Source organism: Nocardia sp. NPDC001965, from assembly GCF_053594175.1.
In genome coordinates, this window is the sequence record NZ_JBSFDZ010000005.1 from 2,463 (window position 1) to 18,307 (window position 15,845).

A 15,845-nucleotide genomic window follows, 5' to 3' on the forward strand; every position below is an offset into this window, starting at 1 on the left:
GCGGGCAAGCGGGCAAGCGGGCAAGCGGGCAAGCGGGCAAGCGGGCAAGCGGGCAAGCGGGCAAGCGGGCAAGCGGGCAAGCGGGCAAGCGGGCAAGCGGGCAAGAAGGCAAGAAGGCAAGAAGGGTGTCCGGGGACGAGTGGGTGTCAGGGGCGTCGGAGGCAGGACGTAGGGTCCGAGTGTGCGGGAAGCGAGTGAGATGCCGCGGTTGCGGGACAGATACGAGGCGCTGCTGCTGGATCTGGACGGGACCCTGTACCGGGGGGCCGTGGTGATCGAGGGTGCCCCCGAGGCGCTGTCGGGTGGGATACAGCGGCTGGTCTACGTCACCAACAATGCGAGCCGGTCGGCCACCGCTGTGGCGGCGCATCTCGCCGAGTTGGGGTACCCGGCGACGGAAGCGGATGTGGTGACCAGCGCGCAGGCGGCCTGCCGACTGCTGGCCGAACGTCTCGCGTCCGGCGCGGAAGTCCTGGTCGTCGGCTCCGACGATCTCGCGGCGGAGGTGAAATCCGCCGGTCTGCAACCGGTGCGGCGGGCGACGGAGACCGTGGCGGCTGTCGTCCAGGGCCATTCGCCGCAGACCGCGTGGCCGGATCTCGCCGAAGCCGCGTACGCGGTGCGGGCCGGCGCTGTGTGGGTGGCCGCCAATACCGATCGGACGCTGCCGAACGAACGTGGTCTCGCGCCCGGTAACGGTGCGATGGTCGCGGCGCTGCAGACCGCCACGGATCGGGAACCGGTAGTGGCCGGCAAACCGTATCCGCCGTTGCTCGAGGACGCGCTGGTCCGTGCCGGGACCCGGGCGGCCCTGGTGGTGGGGGACCGGCTCGACACCGATATCTCCGGCGCGCAGAACGTGGAGCTGGATTCGCTGTTGGTACTGTCCGGCGTCAGCACTGTCGACGAACTCGCCGGTCTGCCCGAGACGGAGTTGCCCACCTATATCGCCGACAGCCTGGATGCTCTCGATCAGCCACCGATACCCGGTCGTATCGACCCGGCCGTGGCGGGTGCGGAACTGCGCGCGCACCCTGGGCGGGCACTGAGGGTACGCGCGCCACGTTCGGAAATCCGATAGCGTTGGGCTCACGATGACTACCCCTACTCCCCGCCCGAACACGCCCGGCGCCGCCCGAGCCGGAGCGCCGCTGCCCGGTCGGCATCTGCCCGGCGCGGCCGGACCCGGTGAACCGGCCGATCCGGACCGGATCCGGGCCGAGGTCCGCGACCTGCTCGCCGAACTCGGCAACGCACCGAGTATCGACGGAACCTCCGGGGACGTCTCCGTCGGCGCCGATCTGGCCCGCCGTGCGCACATCCTGGACCAGGCACACGAGGTGCTGGTGCAGGCGCTGGCCACGGTGGACAAGATCTGAGGTGGCCAGGCGGGCGCGGGTGGACGCGGAACTGGTCCGCCGCGGTCTGGCGCGGTCACGCGAACACGCGGTGGAGTTGATCGGAGCCGGACGGGTGTTGATCAACGGCACCGTTGCGGTGAAACCGGCCACAGCGGTGGAGACCGGGACACCTCTGCTGGTCAAGGAACAGGTGGACGAGGTCGCCTGGGCGTCGCGTGGGGCGCACAAACTGCTGGGGGCGCTGGAGGCGTTCGAACCGCACGGGCTGGAGGTCGCCGGGCGGCGCTGCCTGGATGCCGGGGCGTCGACCGGCGGTTTCACCGATGTGCTGCTCAGCCGGGGCGCTCGCGAAGTGGTGGCGGTCGATGTCGGCTACGGACAACTGGTGTGGCGGCTGCGCACCGATGACCGGGTGCGGGTGCACGACCGCACCAATGTCCGGAATCTGACCGCAGACGATATCGGCGGGCCGGTCGATCTGGTGGTCGCCGACCTGTCCTTCATCGCCCTGGCGCTGGTGCTTCCCGCGCTGGCCGGCTGTGTGGTGCCCGGTGCCGATCTGCTGCCCATGGTGAAACCGCAGTTCGAGGTCGGTAAGGAACGGGTGGGTTCCGGTGGGGTGGTGCGGGATCCGGGCCTCCGGGCCGACGCGGTCCGTTCGGTGGCCGCCGCGGCCGCGGACCTCGGCCTGCACACCCTGGGCGTGGTGGCGAGTCCGTTGCCCGGCCCTTCCGGCAATGTCGAATACTTTCTGTGGCTGCGCCGTACGGAATCGGCGTGCCGGTCCGCCGACGAGGTGGACGCGCTGGTACAGCGGGCAGTCGAGGAGGGGCCGCAGTGAACACGGAGGGATCCCGGCAGCGGGAGATCCTGCTGGTCTCCCATCCCGGCCGGGCCGAGATCAGCGAAACCGCCCATCGGGTGGCGAAGATCTGCGCGGAGGCCGGAATCGGATTGCGCGTTTTGGCCGACGAGGCCTACAGCACCCGGTTCGACGCCGATACCGAACCGGTCACCGATCCGGGTGGATATCCGGTGCAGGTGGTCGCCCACGAACCGGACGCGGCACTGGGCTGCGAGATGGTGCTGGCGCTCGGCGGGGACGGAACGCTGCTGCGGGCCGCGGAACTCGCCCGGCGGGTGACGGTCCCGGTACTCGGTATCAATTTGGGGCGGATCGGCTTTCTCACCGAGGCCGAAGCGGAGAACCTGGACGAGGCGCTCGCGCAGGTGGTACGCCGTGACTACCGGGTCGAGGAGCGGATGACTCTCGATGTCAATGTCCGCCTCGACGACGAGATCATCGAACAGGGCTGGGCGTTGAACGAGGCCAGTATCGAGAACGCGGCCCGGATGGGCGTTCTCGAAGTGGTGCTCGAAGTGGACGGGCGGCCGGTGTCCTCCTACGGTTGCGACGGAATTCTTGTCGCTACCCCTACCGGTTCGACGGCGTATGCTTTCTCCGCGGGCGGGCCCGTGGTGTGGCCGGAACTGGAAGCGCTGCTGGTGATTCCGAGCAACGCGCACGCCCTGTTCGCGCGCCCCCTGGTGACCAGCCCGGATTCACGGATCGCGGTCGAATCGGTTGCCACCGGCCACGATGCGATAGTTTTCCTGGATGGCAGGCGCACCCTCGCACTGCCGCGGGGCGGTCGGGTCGAAGCGGTCCGGGGTGCCGAGCCGGTGCGGTGGGTGCGGCTGGATTCCGCGCCGTTCGCGGATCGGATGGTGCGCAAGTTCGAGCTGCCGGTCACGGGTTGGCGGGGCCGGCGGCGAACGGAGGGCACACGTGCTGACAGAGATAAGAATTGACGGACTGGGCGTCATTTCGACGGCCACCGCGCAATTCCACGAAGGGCTGACTGTGCTCACCGGGGAAACCGGGGCGGGCAAGACGATGGTGGTCACCAGTCTGCACCTGCTGAGCGGTGCGCGCGCCGATGCCGGGCGGGTCCGGCTCGGGGCGAATCGCGCGGTGGTGGAGGGCAGGTTTACCGTCGAGGAACTGAACGACGCCGCGCGCGGTGCGGCCGAGCGGGTGCTGGAATCGGCGGCGGCCGTCGCCGACGACGACGGCACGGTGATCGCGATCCGTACCGTCGGCAGCGACGGGCGCTCCCGTGCGCATCTGGGCGGTCGCGGTGTTCCGGCCTCGGTGCTGGCCGATTTCACCGCACCGATGCTGACCGTCCACGGTCAGAACGATCAGTTGCGATTACAGCGCCCCGAACAGCAGTTGCATGCACTGGACCAGTTCGCCGACGCGACGGTCGGGCCGCTGCTACGCGAGTATGTCGAGCAGCGCCGTAGCTGGCTGGATGCCCGGACCGCACTGCTGGAACGGACCGCGCGCGGCCGGGAGATGGCCGCCGAAGCCGAACGGCTCACCCAATCGCTGGCCGAAATCGACGCCGTCGCACCGGACCCGGGGGAGGACGAGCGGCTGGTCGCGGAGATCCGGCGGCTCAGCGATCTGGATTCGTTGCGGGAGGCGGCGGCCACCGCGCACGAGGCGCTGGCCGGTCCGGCCGGCGACCCCGGTGAAGGAAGTGGCGCGCTGGACGCGCTGGGGGTCGCCCGGTCACGGGTGGAAGGCGCGGAGGATCCGGCTCTGGCGGCACTGTCGCCACGTCTTGCGGAGGCGATCGCGGTGGTGGTGGATCTGACCACCGAACTGAGCGGATATCTGTCGGATCTGCCGTCGGACCCGGGCGCGCTGGAATCGATGTTGTCGCGGCAGGCCGAGTTGAAATCGCTGACCCGCAAATACGCGCCCGATATCGACGGTGTGATCGCGTGGGCGGATGAAGCCCGGACCCGGTTGGAGTCGCTGGACGTTTCGGAGGGGACCCTCGCGGCGCTGACCGCCGAGGTGGAGGCGGGCGCCGATCGGCTGCGCGCGGCCGCGGTGCAGTTGACGGCGGCCCGGACCGCGGCGGCAGGTGAGCTCGGGGCGGCGGTGACCGAGGAGTTGAGCGGGCTCGCCATGGGCAAAGCGCGGCTCGAGGTCGAGGTGCGTCCCTTACCGGCCGGGGGGCAGGATTCGGCGCCTCTGCTGGTGGACGGCACCGAACTGCATGCGGGGCCCGCCGGGGTGGACGAAGTGGAGTTCCGGCTGGCCGCCCATTCCGGTGCGCAGTCGCTGCCGTTGAGCAAGAGCGCCTCCGGCGGCGAGCTCTCCCGGGTGATGCTGGCGCTGGAAGTGGTCTTGGCGGGAGCCGAGCACGGGGCGACGATGGTTTTCGACGAAGTCGACGCCGGTGTCGGTGGCCGGGCGGCGGTCGAGATCGGGCGGCGGCTGGCCCGGCTCGCACGGACCCATCAGGTGATCGTGGTGACGCATCTGGCGCAGGTGGCGGCGTTCGCCGATACACATCTGGTGGTCGATAAATCCGATGACGGTGACGGCGCCGTCAACTCGGGGGTCCGGGCGCTCACACAGGACGAGCGGATCGTGGAACTGGCCCGGATGCTGGCCGGGCTCGACGATACCGAGACCGGTCGCGCACACGCATGGGAGCTGTTGAACACCGCGCGCGCCGAACGGATGGCGACCTACTGAGCCTGTTCGCCGCGGATGGTATGCGGATGTTCGCCGATCCCGGTACGGGTGGTCCGGCGCTGTCGGGGTCCCGCGATGCCGGGTGGTGCGTCCGGTCCAGTGGGCCGAGTCGCGCCGCGAGCCGGACACGCGGCGCACGATCCGGAGCGGCCCGGCGCTGCGCCGGAGCGGCCCTGCGGTGGCACCGCTCCGGTGTCGCGTCGCCGGGTCAGTCGACGGCTTTGCGTGCGGCGGAGATGAACTGGTTGATCAGGCCCTTCAGGCCGATTTCCAGGACCTTGGCCGGAACGGGCAGCGTGGGGTCCGAGGTCATCGTGTAGGAGACCCGGGTGCCGTTGTCGGCGTCGGCGAAGGTGATGACCCCGGTATGGCTCTTCACCGGAGCACCCTTGACGATCTTGTACTCCATGCGTTCGTTCGGGACCAGCGCGGTGATCTCCTCGATGACGCCGACCGGTCCGATTCCGATCTTGTGTTGTGCGCCGACACCTTCCCGTTCGGTGGTGCCCGGTTTGACGAGCGTCACGTTCACCGCAAGGAACGGATCGATGCTCTCGCGGTCGGCGAACAGCCGGTACACGGTCGCGCGCGGGGCGGCGATCACGGTATCGACGGTGGTGCTGGCCATGGAGACTCCTCTTCGCGTAGCTGTCCCAGGCAGCCTACGGCGTACAGCGGTGGTTTTTCGTGCTGTGGTGCAGTGGTCGCAGTGGTTCCGGAGCTCAGTGATAGCGGTGGGGTATCGACGCGCGGCGTGTCTCCACCAATGGTTGAGGGTTTGCGACGATCATCGCTGCATGAGGATGCTGGCGCTGCTGTCGAAGAATTCCGAGACGCTGCCCGGCCGGACCGGTACCGCCCGGGTCGACCGCGATACCCGGCGGCTGCTCGACCGGCTGGAACCCGGCGATATCGCGGTTCTCGACGAAATGGATCTGGACCAGGTCACCGCCGACCGCCTGCTCGCGGCCGGGGTGGCGGCGGTGGTGAACACCTCACCGTCCATCTCCGGCCGCTATCCCAACCCGGGCCCCGAACTGCTGGTGGCCGGCGGTGTACTGCTGCTGGACACGATGAGCTCCGATGCTTTCGGCCGGATCAAGGACGGCGCGAAAGTACGAATCGACAACGGTGTGATCTACGCGGACCGCCTCACCCGGCGGGAACCCGAGGTCTTGGTGGAATGCCTCGAGCTCGACGAGGGCGGCGTGGCCGAACGGTTGTCGGAGGCGCGGATCGGCCTGGCCGGCCACCTCGAATCGTTCGCCGGTGACGCCCTGGAATTCATTCGGGCCGAATCGTCGCTGCTCATGGACGGTATCGGCGTGCCCGATCCGGATCTGGACCTGACCGGCCGGCCGGTGGTCGTGGTGGGTGACGGGCCCGGCTACGCCGAGGACCTGAAGAAACTCAAACCCTTCATCAAGGAGTACGGTCCGGTCGTCATCGGGGTCGGGCAGGGTGCGGAGGCGGTGCGCAGTGCCGGCCACCGGCTGGATCTGATCGTCGCCAACCCCGACGAAATCACTGCCAAAACCCTTACCGGCCGCGCCGAGCTGATCGTCCCGGCGGAAATCGATGGTTACGCCGAGGGCCTGGACCGGGTCAAAGAGCTGGGTATCGGCGCGATCACCTTTCCGTGTTCGGGGACGCCCGCGGATCTGGCGTTGTTGCTGGCCCATCATCACGGCGCCGCGCTCATCGTCACCGCGGGGGCGACCGCGTCGCTGGAGGATTTCTTCGACCGGAGCCGGCGTGGGAGCAATCCGGCGACCTTCCTCACCCGTCTCAAGGTGGGTGGCACGATCATGGATGCCACTGCGGTGGCCACGCTGTACCGGAGCCGGGTCTCCGGGGTGCTGATGGCGCTGTCGGTTCTGGCGGCGCTTGCCGTGCTGATCGTGGCGGTGCTGGCCGCCGGGCACGGAAGCGAAGTACTCACCCTCGCCCAGGACTGGCTGCACCGGGCGGATCTGTGGGCACGCGAGATGCTGAACCGGCCGCAGTGAGAGGCGCGTGGTGCGCGCTGCCCGGATCGGTGCAACCCTACCGGGCTGTTCGCGCACAATCACCCGGTCGCGTCGGTCGCGCGCAATCACCCGGTCGCGTCGGTCGCGCGCAATCACCCGGTCGCGTCGGTCGCGCGCAATCACGCAGCATTGTGACGAAACCGTGAAAAGATCGCTGATCGACGCGCTCGCCTGTGAAAGAAGTGGCCGGTGATACCCCCGGGGCGGAGATGATCGCTCTTCGGCCCGGATCACCGGTAGCGGTGCCGAGTGGGTGCGGCGATCGGACGGTTAACCGGGAGTGGCGGTCGATCGTCGCCCCGGGTTTCGTGTTACCGTGAAGACCCGTGGGTCATACACGGATTCAGGCGCGGGCAACCACCAAACATATCTTCGTCAGCGGTGGTGTCGCCTCCTCACTCGGTAAGGGTCTCACCGCCTCCAGCCTCGGTCAGTTGCTGACCGCGCGCGGGCTACGGGTCACCATGCAGAAACTCGACCCCTATCTGAACGTCGATCCCGGCACCATGAATCCGTTCCAGCACGGAGAGGTGTTCGTGACCGAGGACGGGGCCGAGACCGACCTCGATGTGGGGCACTACGAACGATTCCTCGACCGCGACCTCTCCCGGGACGCCAACGTCACCACCGGTCAGGTGTACTCGTCGGTGATCGCCAAAGAACGGCGTGGCGAGTATCTCGGCGATACCGTGCAGGTCATCCCGCACATCACCGATGAGATCAAGGCACGAATCCTGGCCATGCGCGGTCCCGATCTACAGGGCCACGAGCCGGATGTGGTGATCACCGAGATCGGCGGCACGGTCGGCGATATCGAATCCCAGCCGTTCCTCGAAGCGGCCCGCCAGATCCGTCACGATGTCGGGCGCGACAATGTCTTCTTCCTGCATGTCTCGCTGGTTCCGTATCTGGCACCGTCGGGCGAGCTCAAGACCAAACCCACCCAGCACTCGGTGGCCGCGCTGCGCAGTATCGGTATCCAGCCCGACGCGCTCATCCTGCGCTGCGACCGTGAGGTGCCGGCCGGTCTGAAGAACAAGATCGCGCTCATGTGTGACGTCGACGTCGACGCCTGTATCTCCACTCCGGACGCGCCGTCGATCTACGACATCCCGAAGGTCCTGCACCGCGAAGCCCTCGACGCCTATGTGGTGCGCAAGCTCGGGCTGCCGTTCCGGGACGTCGACTGGACCGTCTGGGGTGATCTGCTCGACCGGGTGCACGCCCCGCGGGAGACGGTGGAGGTCGCGCTGGTCGGTAAGTACGTGGACCTGCCCGACGCCTATCTCTCGGTCACCGAAGCGCTGCGCGCCGGTGGCTTCGCCCACCGGGCCAAGGTGAAACTGCGCTGGGTGCAGTCCGACGACTGCGAAACCCCGGCCGGGGCGCAGGCCGCCCTGCGCGACGTGGACGCGGTTCTCATCCCCGGCGGATTCGGGATCCGCGGTATCGAGGGCAAGGTCGGCGCGATCCGGCACGCCCGCACCCGCGGGCTGCCGCTGCTCGGACTGTGCCTGGGTTTGCAGTGCATGGTCATCGAGGCGGCGCGGTCGGTGGGGCTCACCGATGCCAATTCGGCCGAGTTCGAACCCGAGACCGAGCATCCGGTGATCTCCACCATGGCCGATCAGGAACAGGCCGTGGCCGGTGAAGCCGATCTGGGCGGCACCATGCGGCTCGGCGCCTATCCGGCCGTGCTGGAGAAGGGTTCCGTGGTGGCTCGGGCCTACCACGCCACCGAGGTCTCCGAACGGCACCGGCATCGGTACGAGGTGAACAACGCCTACCGTGACAAGATCGCCACCAGCGGATTGCGGTTCAGCGGTACCTCCCCCGACGGGCATCTGGTGGAGTTCGTCGAACTGCCCGCCGATATCCACCCCTTCTTCGTCGGCACCCAGGCCCATCCCGAACTCAAGAGCCGCCCCACCCGGCCGCATCCGTTGTTCGCCGAACTCATCGCCGCCGCGCTGCGGTACAAGCTGGCCGAACGGTTGCCGGTCGATATTCCCGGTGAGCAGGAGCTGGCCGCAACCTCCGAGCGGGTGTCGTGACCCCCGCGAACCCGGCGCCCGGCAGCCATGCCTTCGCGACGGTCGACAGCCGGGTCGTCTACTCGGGGGCGATCCTGGCGCTGCGGGTGGACCGGGTGGAGATGCCGGACGGGCGCATCGTGGAACGCGAAGTGGTCGAACACCACGGCGCGGTGGCGGTTGTCGCGGTCGACGACGACGGACGGGTGGTATTGATCCGTCAGTACCGTCATCCGCTTGGGGAGAGGCTGCTCGAACTCCCGGCCGGGCTCATCGATATTCCCGGCGAAGATCCGCTGGCGGCCGCGCAACGCGAACTGGCCGAGGAAACCGGGCTGGCCGCCCGGGACTGGTCGCTGCTGGTGGATGTCGCGCTGTCGCCGGGTTTCACCGACGAGGCGCTGCGGGTATATCTGGCACGGGGGCTCTCCGAGACCGAGCGACCGGCTCCCGAGCACGAGGAAGCCGATCTGGAACTGGTGCGTATCCCGGTCGCCGAGGCGGTCCGCGCGGCACTGGCGGGCACGATCGTCAACGCCACCGCCGTGGCAGGGCTGCTGGCATTGAGCGCGGCCGATACCGCGGACGTTCCGCTACGGCCGGCCGACGCGCCGTGGCCGGGCCAGCCGGACGCACTGCTGCGCCGCCAGGCCGCGCGGCAGAACACTACGGACTGATCGGGGTCCGGCGGTGCGGGAGGCCGATACCTTCCTGGACCATCTGGCCGTGGAGCGGGGTGCCTCGCGTAGCACCCTCTCCGCATACCGCCGGGACCTGGCGCGTTACCGGGAGTTCCTGAGCCATCGCGGTATCACCGGCCTGGCGTCCGTCGCCGAAACCGATATCACCGAGTTCGCGGTTGCGCTGCGCGCCGGTGGTGCGGGGCATCCGCCGCTGGCGCCGGGGTCGGTGGCACGTGCGCTGAGCGCCGTGCGGGGACTGCATCGTTTCGCGGCCGCCGAAGGTCTGACGAGCGTCGATGTGGCATCCGCGGTGAAACCGCCGATGGTGGGTCAGCGGCTGCCCAAAGCGCTACCGGTGGACCAGGTGCTCCGGCTGCTGGACGCAGCCGGAGCCGGCGCCGGCGGCGACGCCGCGGCCCGCGGACTGCGTGACCGGGCGCTGCTGGAACTGCTGTATTCGACCGGCGCGCGGATCTCCGAAACCGTAGGTCTCGATATCGACGACCTCGACCTCGACGACCGGTCGGTCGTACTACGCGGTAAAGGCGGCAAACAGCGGTTCGTTCCCGTCGGCCGGCCCGCATCGGCCGCGGTCGACGCCTATCTGGTGCGTGGCCGCCCCGTCCTGGCCTCGCGGGCACGCACCGGGCGGTTTTCCCCGGGTGCGGCGGCAGCCCTGTTCCTGAATGCCCGCGGCGGCCGCCTCTCTCGCCAGAGCGCCTGGCAAGTGTTGCAACAGGCCGCAGAACACGCTGGGATCACTGCCACGGTGTCGCCGCACACGCTGCGGCATTCGTTCGCCACCCATCTGCTCGACGGCGGCGCCGATGTCCGGGTCGTGCAGGAACTGCTGGGCCACGCGTCGGTGACCACCACACAGATCTACACGCTGGTCACCGTAGGAACCCTGCGCGAGGTCTGGGCGACAGCGCATCCCCGCGCCAGGTGAGCCGCCCGCGGGCGCGGGGACGCTCTGTAGATGCCGACCGGGTCAGCCGTCGGCGCGGCTGTGGCCGGACACGCCCCTCAACTCGGCGATCCGGCCGTGCCGGATCGCCGAAGATCTCCATCATGGGTACACGTTCGGCACTGTCCGGTGGGGACAACACCGAGCGGACGGCGATCCGATCGCCGTCCACGAGAATGTCCTCGACGGATACCCGGATTCCAGGTGAGATCGCGAACATCTTCGACCATGCTTCTGCGACGGCCCGGGCACCGGTCGTTCCCAGCGGATGACTGATGAACTCCGGAGCGAGAACGGTTTCCAGAGCGGCCAGGTCCCGCCCGTTGAACGCCTCCTACATTCGCAGGCCGACCGCTTATTCCTCGGATACGCCGACTGCGCTCGAAGAGTCTTCCAGCTCGTAGTCGAACCAGATCCGGTGTGTGCCGTCGGCATCGACGCTCATCCCACCGGCGCCGGAGATCCCGGCCAGTTCCGCGGTGCCGCTCCCGGGCACGATAGTGAAGAATTCCGCTGCGCGGTCGGTGCCGGATGTGGTGGCCGAGTGCGCGAAATTGAAAGCGCCGGTCCGGCCGCGCAGCGTGCCCTCGAACGATTCCATGGCTACATAGGTGCCGGTACTGGTCGCTTGATCGAATGCGGCGGTGAACAACGTCGCCGAGCGGCCTGCGACCTCGCCCTCGAAGCGTTTCTCGATCGTCGCGACTCCCACCGGAAGGCCGGTCGGCACGGGCGGGTCCGGCGCCAATTCGGTCGGGACGAATGCTTCGACGGTGAATGTTGCTGTAGCGCGCATTCGGTGACGATATCGGCGCACTCCGACACGTTCTCCGATCTATCGACGAGGAACAACGTTGTCCACGCCGGTGAGCGCGCGGTTCATCCGTGCCATGGACACCCGTAGTCGGAGTCGCCATCGCACAGCCCCCGCACGATCGCGGTGACCCTCTGCTGGCGCAGCCTCCCCCAGGTCGCTCGAGGCGCACGTCAGCACCCACCTACTGTCTGCTCCGGATGGTCGGTTTTCGTGGTCGGGGCCCGCCCGGTTCTGCGACGACAGAGGGGAGGAGCGCCGGAGTGAAGAATCGGGGAAGCAGGGCCCCGACCACGCGGCGCGACAGACGACGCAGAAAATACAGTAACGTTTCGGTGTCGCCGGGTGCCCAGGCGACGGTGGATACCGGCTGGTCCCGGCCTTGCGGCGAACACGCCGTATCTACACGCCGCGCTCGAGCGCCGTCAACCGGTAGCGTCTAGGTCTAGCCGGACCGTGGCGAAAGCGAGACCGTGCCTTGATCGGCCTCGTTACGCTCTACGAGGTGACGGACGGGTAGGAAACGTATAAGGAGCAGCGGATCGTGACGACAGCCGGATCGGCGGACTCGCCCAAGGGCGCCGAGAGCGACGATCGCGCCGCGTCGGTGTGGGGCGCGGGCCCCGAACCCGTTCCCGCCGACGCCGCGCTCGGCCCGACCGGGCGGCCTCTGCGCCAGGTTCCCGATCCGCCCGATCCATCGCACGAGGGTAGTGCGCTCATCGTCGCCATGTGCAATCAGAAGGGCGGAGTGGGCAAGACCACTTCGACCATCAATCTGGGTGCGGCACTGGCCGAATACGGGCGCCGGGTTCTGCTGGTGGATCTCGATCCGCAGGGCGCGTTGTCGGCGGGTCTGGGTGTGGCACATCACGATCTGGATCTGACCGTGCACAATCTGCTGATCGGAACCCCGGTCTCCGCCGATGACGTCCTGATGCAGACCAAGGTCGAGAATCTGGATCTGCTGCCCAGCAATATCGATCTGTCGGCGGCGGAGATCCAGCTCGTGAACGAGGTGGGTCGCGAGCAGTCGCTGGGGCGCGCGCTGGAACCGATCCGTGATCGGTACGACTACATCCTCATCGATTGTCAGCCTTCGCTCGGTCTGCTCACCGTGAACGCGCTCGCCTGCTCCGACGGCGTGATCATTCCGATGGAGTGCGAGTACTTCTCGTTGCGTGGGCTGGCGTTGCTCAACGACACGGTGGAGAAGGTGCGGGACCGGCTGAACCCGCGGTTGAGCCTGTACGGCATCGTGGTCACCATGTTCGATGCCCGGTTGCTGCATTCTCGTCAGGTGATGGCGCGTGTGGTGGAGGTTTTCGGGGAGCTGGTGTACGACACCGCGATCTCGCGGACGGTCCGGTTCCCGGATGCCAGTGTCGCCGGCGAGCCGATCACCACGTGGGCACCGAAGTCCAGTGGCGCCGAAGCGTATCGGGCGATGGCACGGGAAGTCATCCACCGGTCCGGTCGGTGAGCGGGCCGACTCCGGCCGCACCGTCGACGACGAGCGAACCCGCCCCGGCCGCGGAGGCGCCGCGGGCGGATCCGGAGAAATCCGGTTTCCATCTGCGGTTGAGTAATTTCGAGGGCCCGTTCGATCTGCTGTTGCAGTTGATCTCGCAGCGTCGTCTCGACGTGACCGAGGTGGCATTGCACCGGGTCACCGACGAGTTCATCGCCTACACCAAGGCGTTGACCGCGAGCCTGAACCAGCCGGGGAATTCGTTGCGTACGGATAAGATCCTGGATCAGACCACCGAATTCCTGGTGGTGGCCGCGACCCTGCTGGATCTGAAAGCCGCACGGTTGCTGCCTTCGGGCGAGGTGACCGATCCCGAGGATCTCGAACTGCTCGAGGCCCGGGATCTGCTGTTCGCCCGGTTGCTGCAGTATCGGGCGTTCAAACAGGTCGCCGAGCTGCTCGCCGAGCTGGAGGCGGCCGCGTTGCGCCGTTATCCGCGCAGTGTGGGACTGGAGGAGCGGTTCGCGAGTTTGCTGCCCGAGGTCAGACTCGGGGTGGACGCGGCCGGTTTCGCCGATATCGCGGCGGCGGCATTCCGGCCCCGCCCGGTGCCGACGGTGGGCCTGGATCATCTGCACGCGCATTCGATATCGGTGGCCGAGCAGGCGACGCTGGTACTGGAACGGCTGCGGGCCCGGGGTGTGGGGGTCTGGACCACGTTCGCCGATCTGGTGGCCGATTGCGCGGCGCCGATCCAGATCGTTGCGCGGTTTCTGGCTTTGCTCGAGCTGTACCGGGGTAAGACGATCGAGTTCGACCAGCCCGACCCGCTGGGCCCGCTCGCCGTCCGCTGGATCGGTGACGACGAGGAGGGCGCCGCGGCGCCGGTGACCATCGACGAGGACTACGGGTGAGGGTATGACCGAGGCTGTGACCGATTTCGCGCCCGAGCCGTTGGACGACGACGAGTTCCGGGCCGCGCTGGAGGCATTGTTGCTCGTGGTGGACACTCCGGCGCCGGTAGAGCAGCTGGCCACCGCCCTGGACGAGGCACCGCACCGGGTGGAGCGGACCCTGCGGGAGATGTCCGCGGAGCTGGCCTCCCGGCGCAGTGGGATCGATCTGCGTTTCGCCGGGGACGGGTGGCGCTTCTATACTCGCAGCGAGTACGCACCGTATGTGGAGCGTATGTTGCTCGACGGCGCCCGGTCGAAGCTGACCAGGGCGGCTCTGGAGACGCTGGCGGTGGTGGCATACCGTCAGCCGGTGACCCGGGCCCGGGTCAGCGCGGTGCGCGGTGTCAACGTCGACGGTGTGATGCGCACCCTGCTGGCCAGGGGGTTGATCACCGAGGCGGGCACCGACCCGGAAACCAACGGCACGCTGTACGGCACTACCGAACTGTTCCTGGAACGGATCGGATTGGCGTCGTTGAGCGATCTGCCGCCACTGGCGCCCCTACTGCCGGGCGTCGACCTGATCGACGAGATCAACGACAGTCTGGAGACGGATCCCCGTTACACCAGGCTGCGCAAACCCGCCGAGGACGATCTGAATCTCGGCGCCGAGGATTGACAGGACATCGTGAAGACACCCGCTCGCCGTGATGGCATACCGGATCGTAGGAAAAGTGGTGACCAGCCCGCCCGGGCCGGTCGTGGGCGAAGCGCCTCCCGTACCGGGGACGCCCGCCGGGGAAGTACGGAAGCGCCGCGTACCGGTCGCGCCGGGGGACCCCGCAGTACCGAACGTGGGGCGCGTAGCGACCAGGTGCCGCGTTCGGCCCGGAATACGGGAGAGGCGGCGACCGGCGGTCGCGGTGCCCGTCCGGTGGGAGGTCGTGGCGGTGCGGCGACGCCGGGCCGGGCCGGAGCTGCCGGGGCCGCGCGAGGTGGTCCAGCGGGTGCCGGCCGTAGCGGTGGTTCCGCCGGTGCGGCCCGGGGCGGCTCGGCGGCCGGACGGGGCGGTTCGGCCGGCTCGCGGACCGGTGGCCGTTCCGGTGGGAGCCCGGCGCCGCGTAAGGGTCAGAGTGCCCGGCCGGGTAGCGGCTCTCCGCAGCTGAACAATGCGAAACCGGCCCGTCACCAGCATGTCGAACCGGATGGGACCGGCCACGAGAAGTTGCCCTGGGGCGAGGGCGAGCGTCTGCAGAAGGTGCTGGCCAAGGCCGGGGTGGCCTCGCGTCGCGCCGCCGAGGAAATGATCGAGCAGGGCCGGGTCGAGGTCGACGGCATCATCGTCCGCGAACAGGGCCTGCGTATCGACCCCGAGAACGCGGTCGTGCGAGTGGACGGCACCCGCGTGGTGGTGCGCGAGGAACTGGTGCATCTGGTGCTGAACAAGCCCAAGGGCTGGCAGTCCACCATGTCCGACGATCTGGGCCGTCCCTGTATCGGCGATATCGTTGCCGAGCGGATCGCGGCCGGTCAGCGGCTGTTCCATGTGGGCCGGTTGGACGCCGATACCGAGGGGCTGTTGTTGCTCACCAACGACGGCGATCTCGCTCATCGGCTGATGCATCCCTCCTACGAGGTGTCCAAGACCTATCTGGCGACCGTGCAGGGCGAAGTGCATCGTTCGATCGGCAAGATCCTGCGCGACGGCGTCGAGCTCGACGACGGGCCGGCTTCGGTGGACCGTTTCCAGGTGCTGGAGGTCGACGCGGGACGTTCCCTGGTGAAAGTGGTGTTGCACGAGGGGCGCAAACACATCGTGCGGCGGCTGCTCGACGCGGTCGGGCATCCGGTCACCCGGCTCGTTCGCACCCATATGGGACCGGTGGTCCTGAACGATCAACGTCCGGGCACGCTGCGCGTGCTGGGACGCGACGAAATCGGCAAACTCTACGAGGCGGTGTCTTTGTGAACGGTGTGGAAGCCCCGGTGGGGGTCGTCGCGGCTGCCGCCCGGGACCGGTCGCTGGTC

General features: G+C 68.4%; 15 protein-coding genes and 1 pseudogene. 13 read left to right on the forward strand and 3 right to left on the reverse strand.

Annotation, left to right across the window (positions count from 1 at the left end; genetic code table 11):
• The first annotated feature begins 199 nt into the window (after positions 1 to 199).
• From ACWCPQ_RS10165 to recN, 5 genes are read left to right on the forward strand one after another with little or no spacing between them, the layout of a single operon-like run.
• Positions 200 to 1,081 (forward strand): HAD-IIA family hydrolase, encoded by an 882-nt coding sequence (locus ACWCPQ_RS10165; RefSeq protein ID WP_449897350.1) that lies wholly within the window; start codon positions 200 to 202, stop codon positions 1,079 to 1,081.
• A 13-nt stretch (positions 1,082 to 1,094) separates the two neighbouring features.
• The gene (locus ACWCPQ_RS10170; protein WP_449896842.1) at positions 1,095 to 1,379 is read left to right on the forward strand and encodes a hypothetical protein; all 285 of its coding nucleotides are present in this window, start codon (positions 1,095 to 1,097) and stop codon (positions 1,377 to 1,379) included.
• A gap of 1 nt (position 1,380) precedes the next feature.
• Positions 1,381 to 2,202, forward strand: coding sequence for a TlyA family RNA methyltransferase (locus tag ACWCPQ_RS10175; RefSeq protein WP_449896844.1), 822 nt, complete (start codon positions 1,381 to 1,383; stop codon positions 2,200 to 2,202).
• Complete coding sequence (locus ACWCPQ_RS10180; RefSeq protein ID WP_449896846.1) at positions 2,199 to 3,173, forward strand: NAD kinase; 975 nt, start codon at positions 2,199 to 2,201, stop codon at positions 3,171 to 3,173. Before ACWCPQ_RS10175 ends, ACWCPQ_RS10180 begins: the two co-directional genes overlap by 4 nt.
• Complete coding sequence (gene recN, locus ACWCPQ_RS10185; protein ID WP_449896848.1) at positions 3,151 to 4,923, forward strand: DNA repair protein RecN; 1,773 nt, start codon at positions 3,151 to 3,153, stop codon at positions 4,921 to 4,923. The genes ACWCPQ_RS10180 and recN overlap by 23 nt, the downstream gene beginning before the upstream one ends.
• Before the next feature lie 208 nt (positions 4,924 to 5,131).
• Here the strand turns inward: recN and ACWCPQ_RS10190 are convergent, their stop codons facing one another.
• The gene (locus tag ACWCPQ_RS10190) at positions 5,132 to 5,551 is read right to left on the reverse strand and encodes an SRPBCC family protein (protein WP_449896850.1); all 420 of its coding nucleotides are present in this window, start codon (positions 5,549 to 5,551) and stop codon (positions 5,132 to 5,134) included.
• A 169-nt stretch (positions 5,552 to 5,720) separates the two neighbouring features.
• On the opposite strand from ACWCPQ_RS10190, the gene steA reads away from it, so the two are divergent.
• The 4 genes from steA (at position 5,721) to xerD (ending at position 10,618) form a co-directional block, all read left to right on the forward strand.
• Entirely contained in the window at positions 5,721 to 6,932 is a 1,212-nt protein-coding gene (steA, locus tag ACWCPQ_RS10195) for a putative cytokinetic ring protein SteA (RefSeq protein ID WP_449896851.1), read from the forward strand.
• Positions 6,933 to 7,279: 347 nt separating this feature from the next.
• On the forward strand, positions 7,280 to 9,007 hold the full coding sequence (locus ACWCPQ_RS10200) for a CTP synthase (RefSeq protein WP_449896853.1): 1,728 nt from the start codon (positions 7,280 to 7,282) through the stop codon (positions 9,005 to 9,007).
• Positions 9,004 to 9,663 (forward strand): NUDIX domain-containing protein, encoded by a 660-nt coding sequence (locus tag ACWCPQ_RS10205; protein WP_449896855.1) that lies wholly within the window; start codon positions 9,004 to 9,006, stop codon positions 9,661 to 9,663. The genes ACWCPQ_RS10200 and ACWCPQ_RS10205 overlap by 4 nt, the downstream gene beginning before the upstream one ends.
• A gap of 13 nt (positions 9,664 to 9,676) precedes the next feature.
• The gene (gene xerD, locus ACWCPQ_RS10210; RefSeq protein WP_449896857.1) at positions 9,677 to 10,618 is read left to right on the forward strand and encodes a site-specific tyrosine recombinase XerD; all 942 of its coding nucleotides are present in this window, start codon (positions 9,677 to 9,679) and stop codon (positions 10,616 to 10,618) included.
• Here xerD and ACWCPQ_RS10215 read toward each other — a convergent pair.
• Positions 10,563 to 10,958 (reverse strand): annotated as a pseudogene (locus ACWCPQ_RS10215) (nuclear transport factor 2 family protein); the annotation flags it as partial. The gene xerD and the pseudogene ACWCPQ_RS10215 sit on opposite strands and share 56 nt — an antisense overlap.
• A gap of 33 nt (positions 10,959 to 10,991) precedes the next feature.
• Positions 10,992 to 11,432, reverse strand: coding sequence for a DUF3224 domain-containing protein (locus tag ACWCPQ_RS10220; protein WP_449896859.1), 441 nt, complete (start codon positions 11,430 to 11,432; stop codon positions 10,992 to 10,994).
• Between the two features lie 625 nt (positions 11,433 to 12,057).
• Here ACWCPQ_RS10220 and ACWCPQ_RS10225 point away from each other — a divergent pair.
• The 4 genes from ACWCPQ_RS10225 to ACWCPQ_RS10240 are packed head-to-tail and all read left to right on the forward strand — an operon-like array spanning position 12,058 to position 15,786.
• Positions 12,058 to 12,933: a ParA family protein gene (locus ACWCPQ_RS10225; RefSeq protein WP_449897352.1), complete on the forward strand. Its 876-nt coding sequence runs from the start codon at positions 12,058 to 12,060 to the stop codon at positions 12,931 to 12,933.
• The gene (locus ACWCPQ_RS10230; RefSeq protein WP_449896861.1) at positions 12,930 to 13,835 is read left to right on the forward strand and encodes a segregation and condensation protein A; all 906 of its coding nucleotides are present in this window, start codon (positions 12,930 to 12,932) and stop codon (positions 13,833 to 13,835) included. The genes ACWCPQ_RS10225 and ACWCPQ_RS10230 overlap by 4 nt, the downstream gene beginning before the upstream one ends.
• A 4-nt stretch (positions 13,836 to 13,839) precedes the next feature.
• On the forward strand, positions 13,840 to 14,496 hold the full coding sequence (scpB, locus tag ACWCPQ_RS10235) for an SMC-Scp complex subunit ScpB (RefSeq protein ID WP_449896863.1): 657 nt from the start codon (positions 13,840 to 13,842) through the stop codon (positions 14,494 to 14,496).
• 9 nt (positions 14,497 to 14,505) lie between these two features.
• Positions 14,506 to 15,786 carry a pseudouridine synthase gene (locus ACWCPQ_RS10240; protein WP_449896865.1) on the forward strand — a complete coding sequence of 427 codons (1,281 nt, stop codon included), beginning with the start codon at positions 14,506 to 14,508 and terminating at the stop codon, positions 15,784 to 15,786.
• The last annotated feature ends 59 nt before the right edge of the window (positions 15,787 to 15,845 follow it).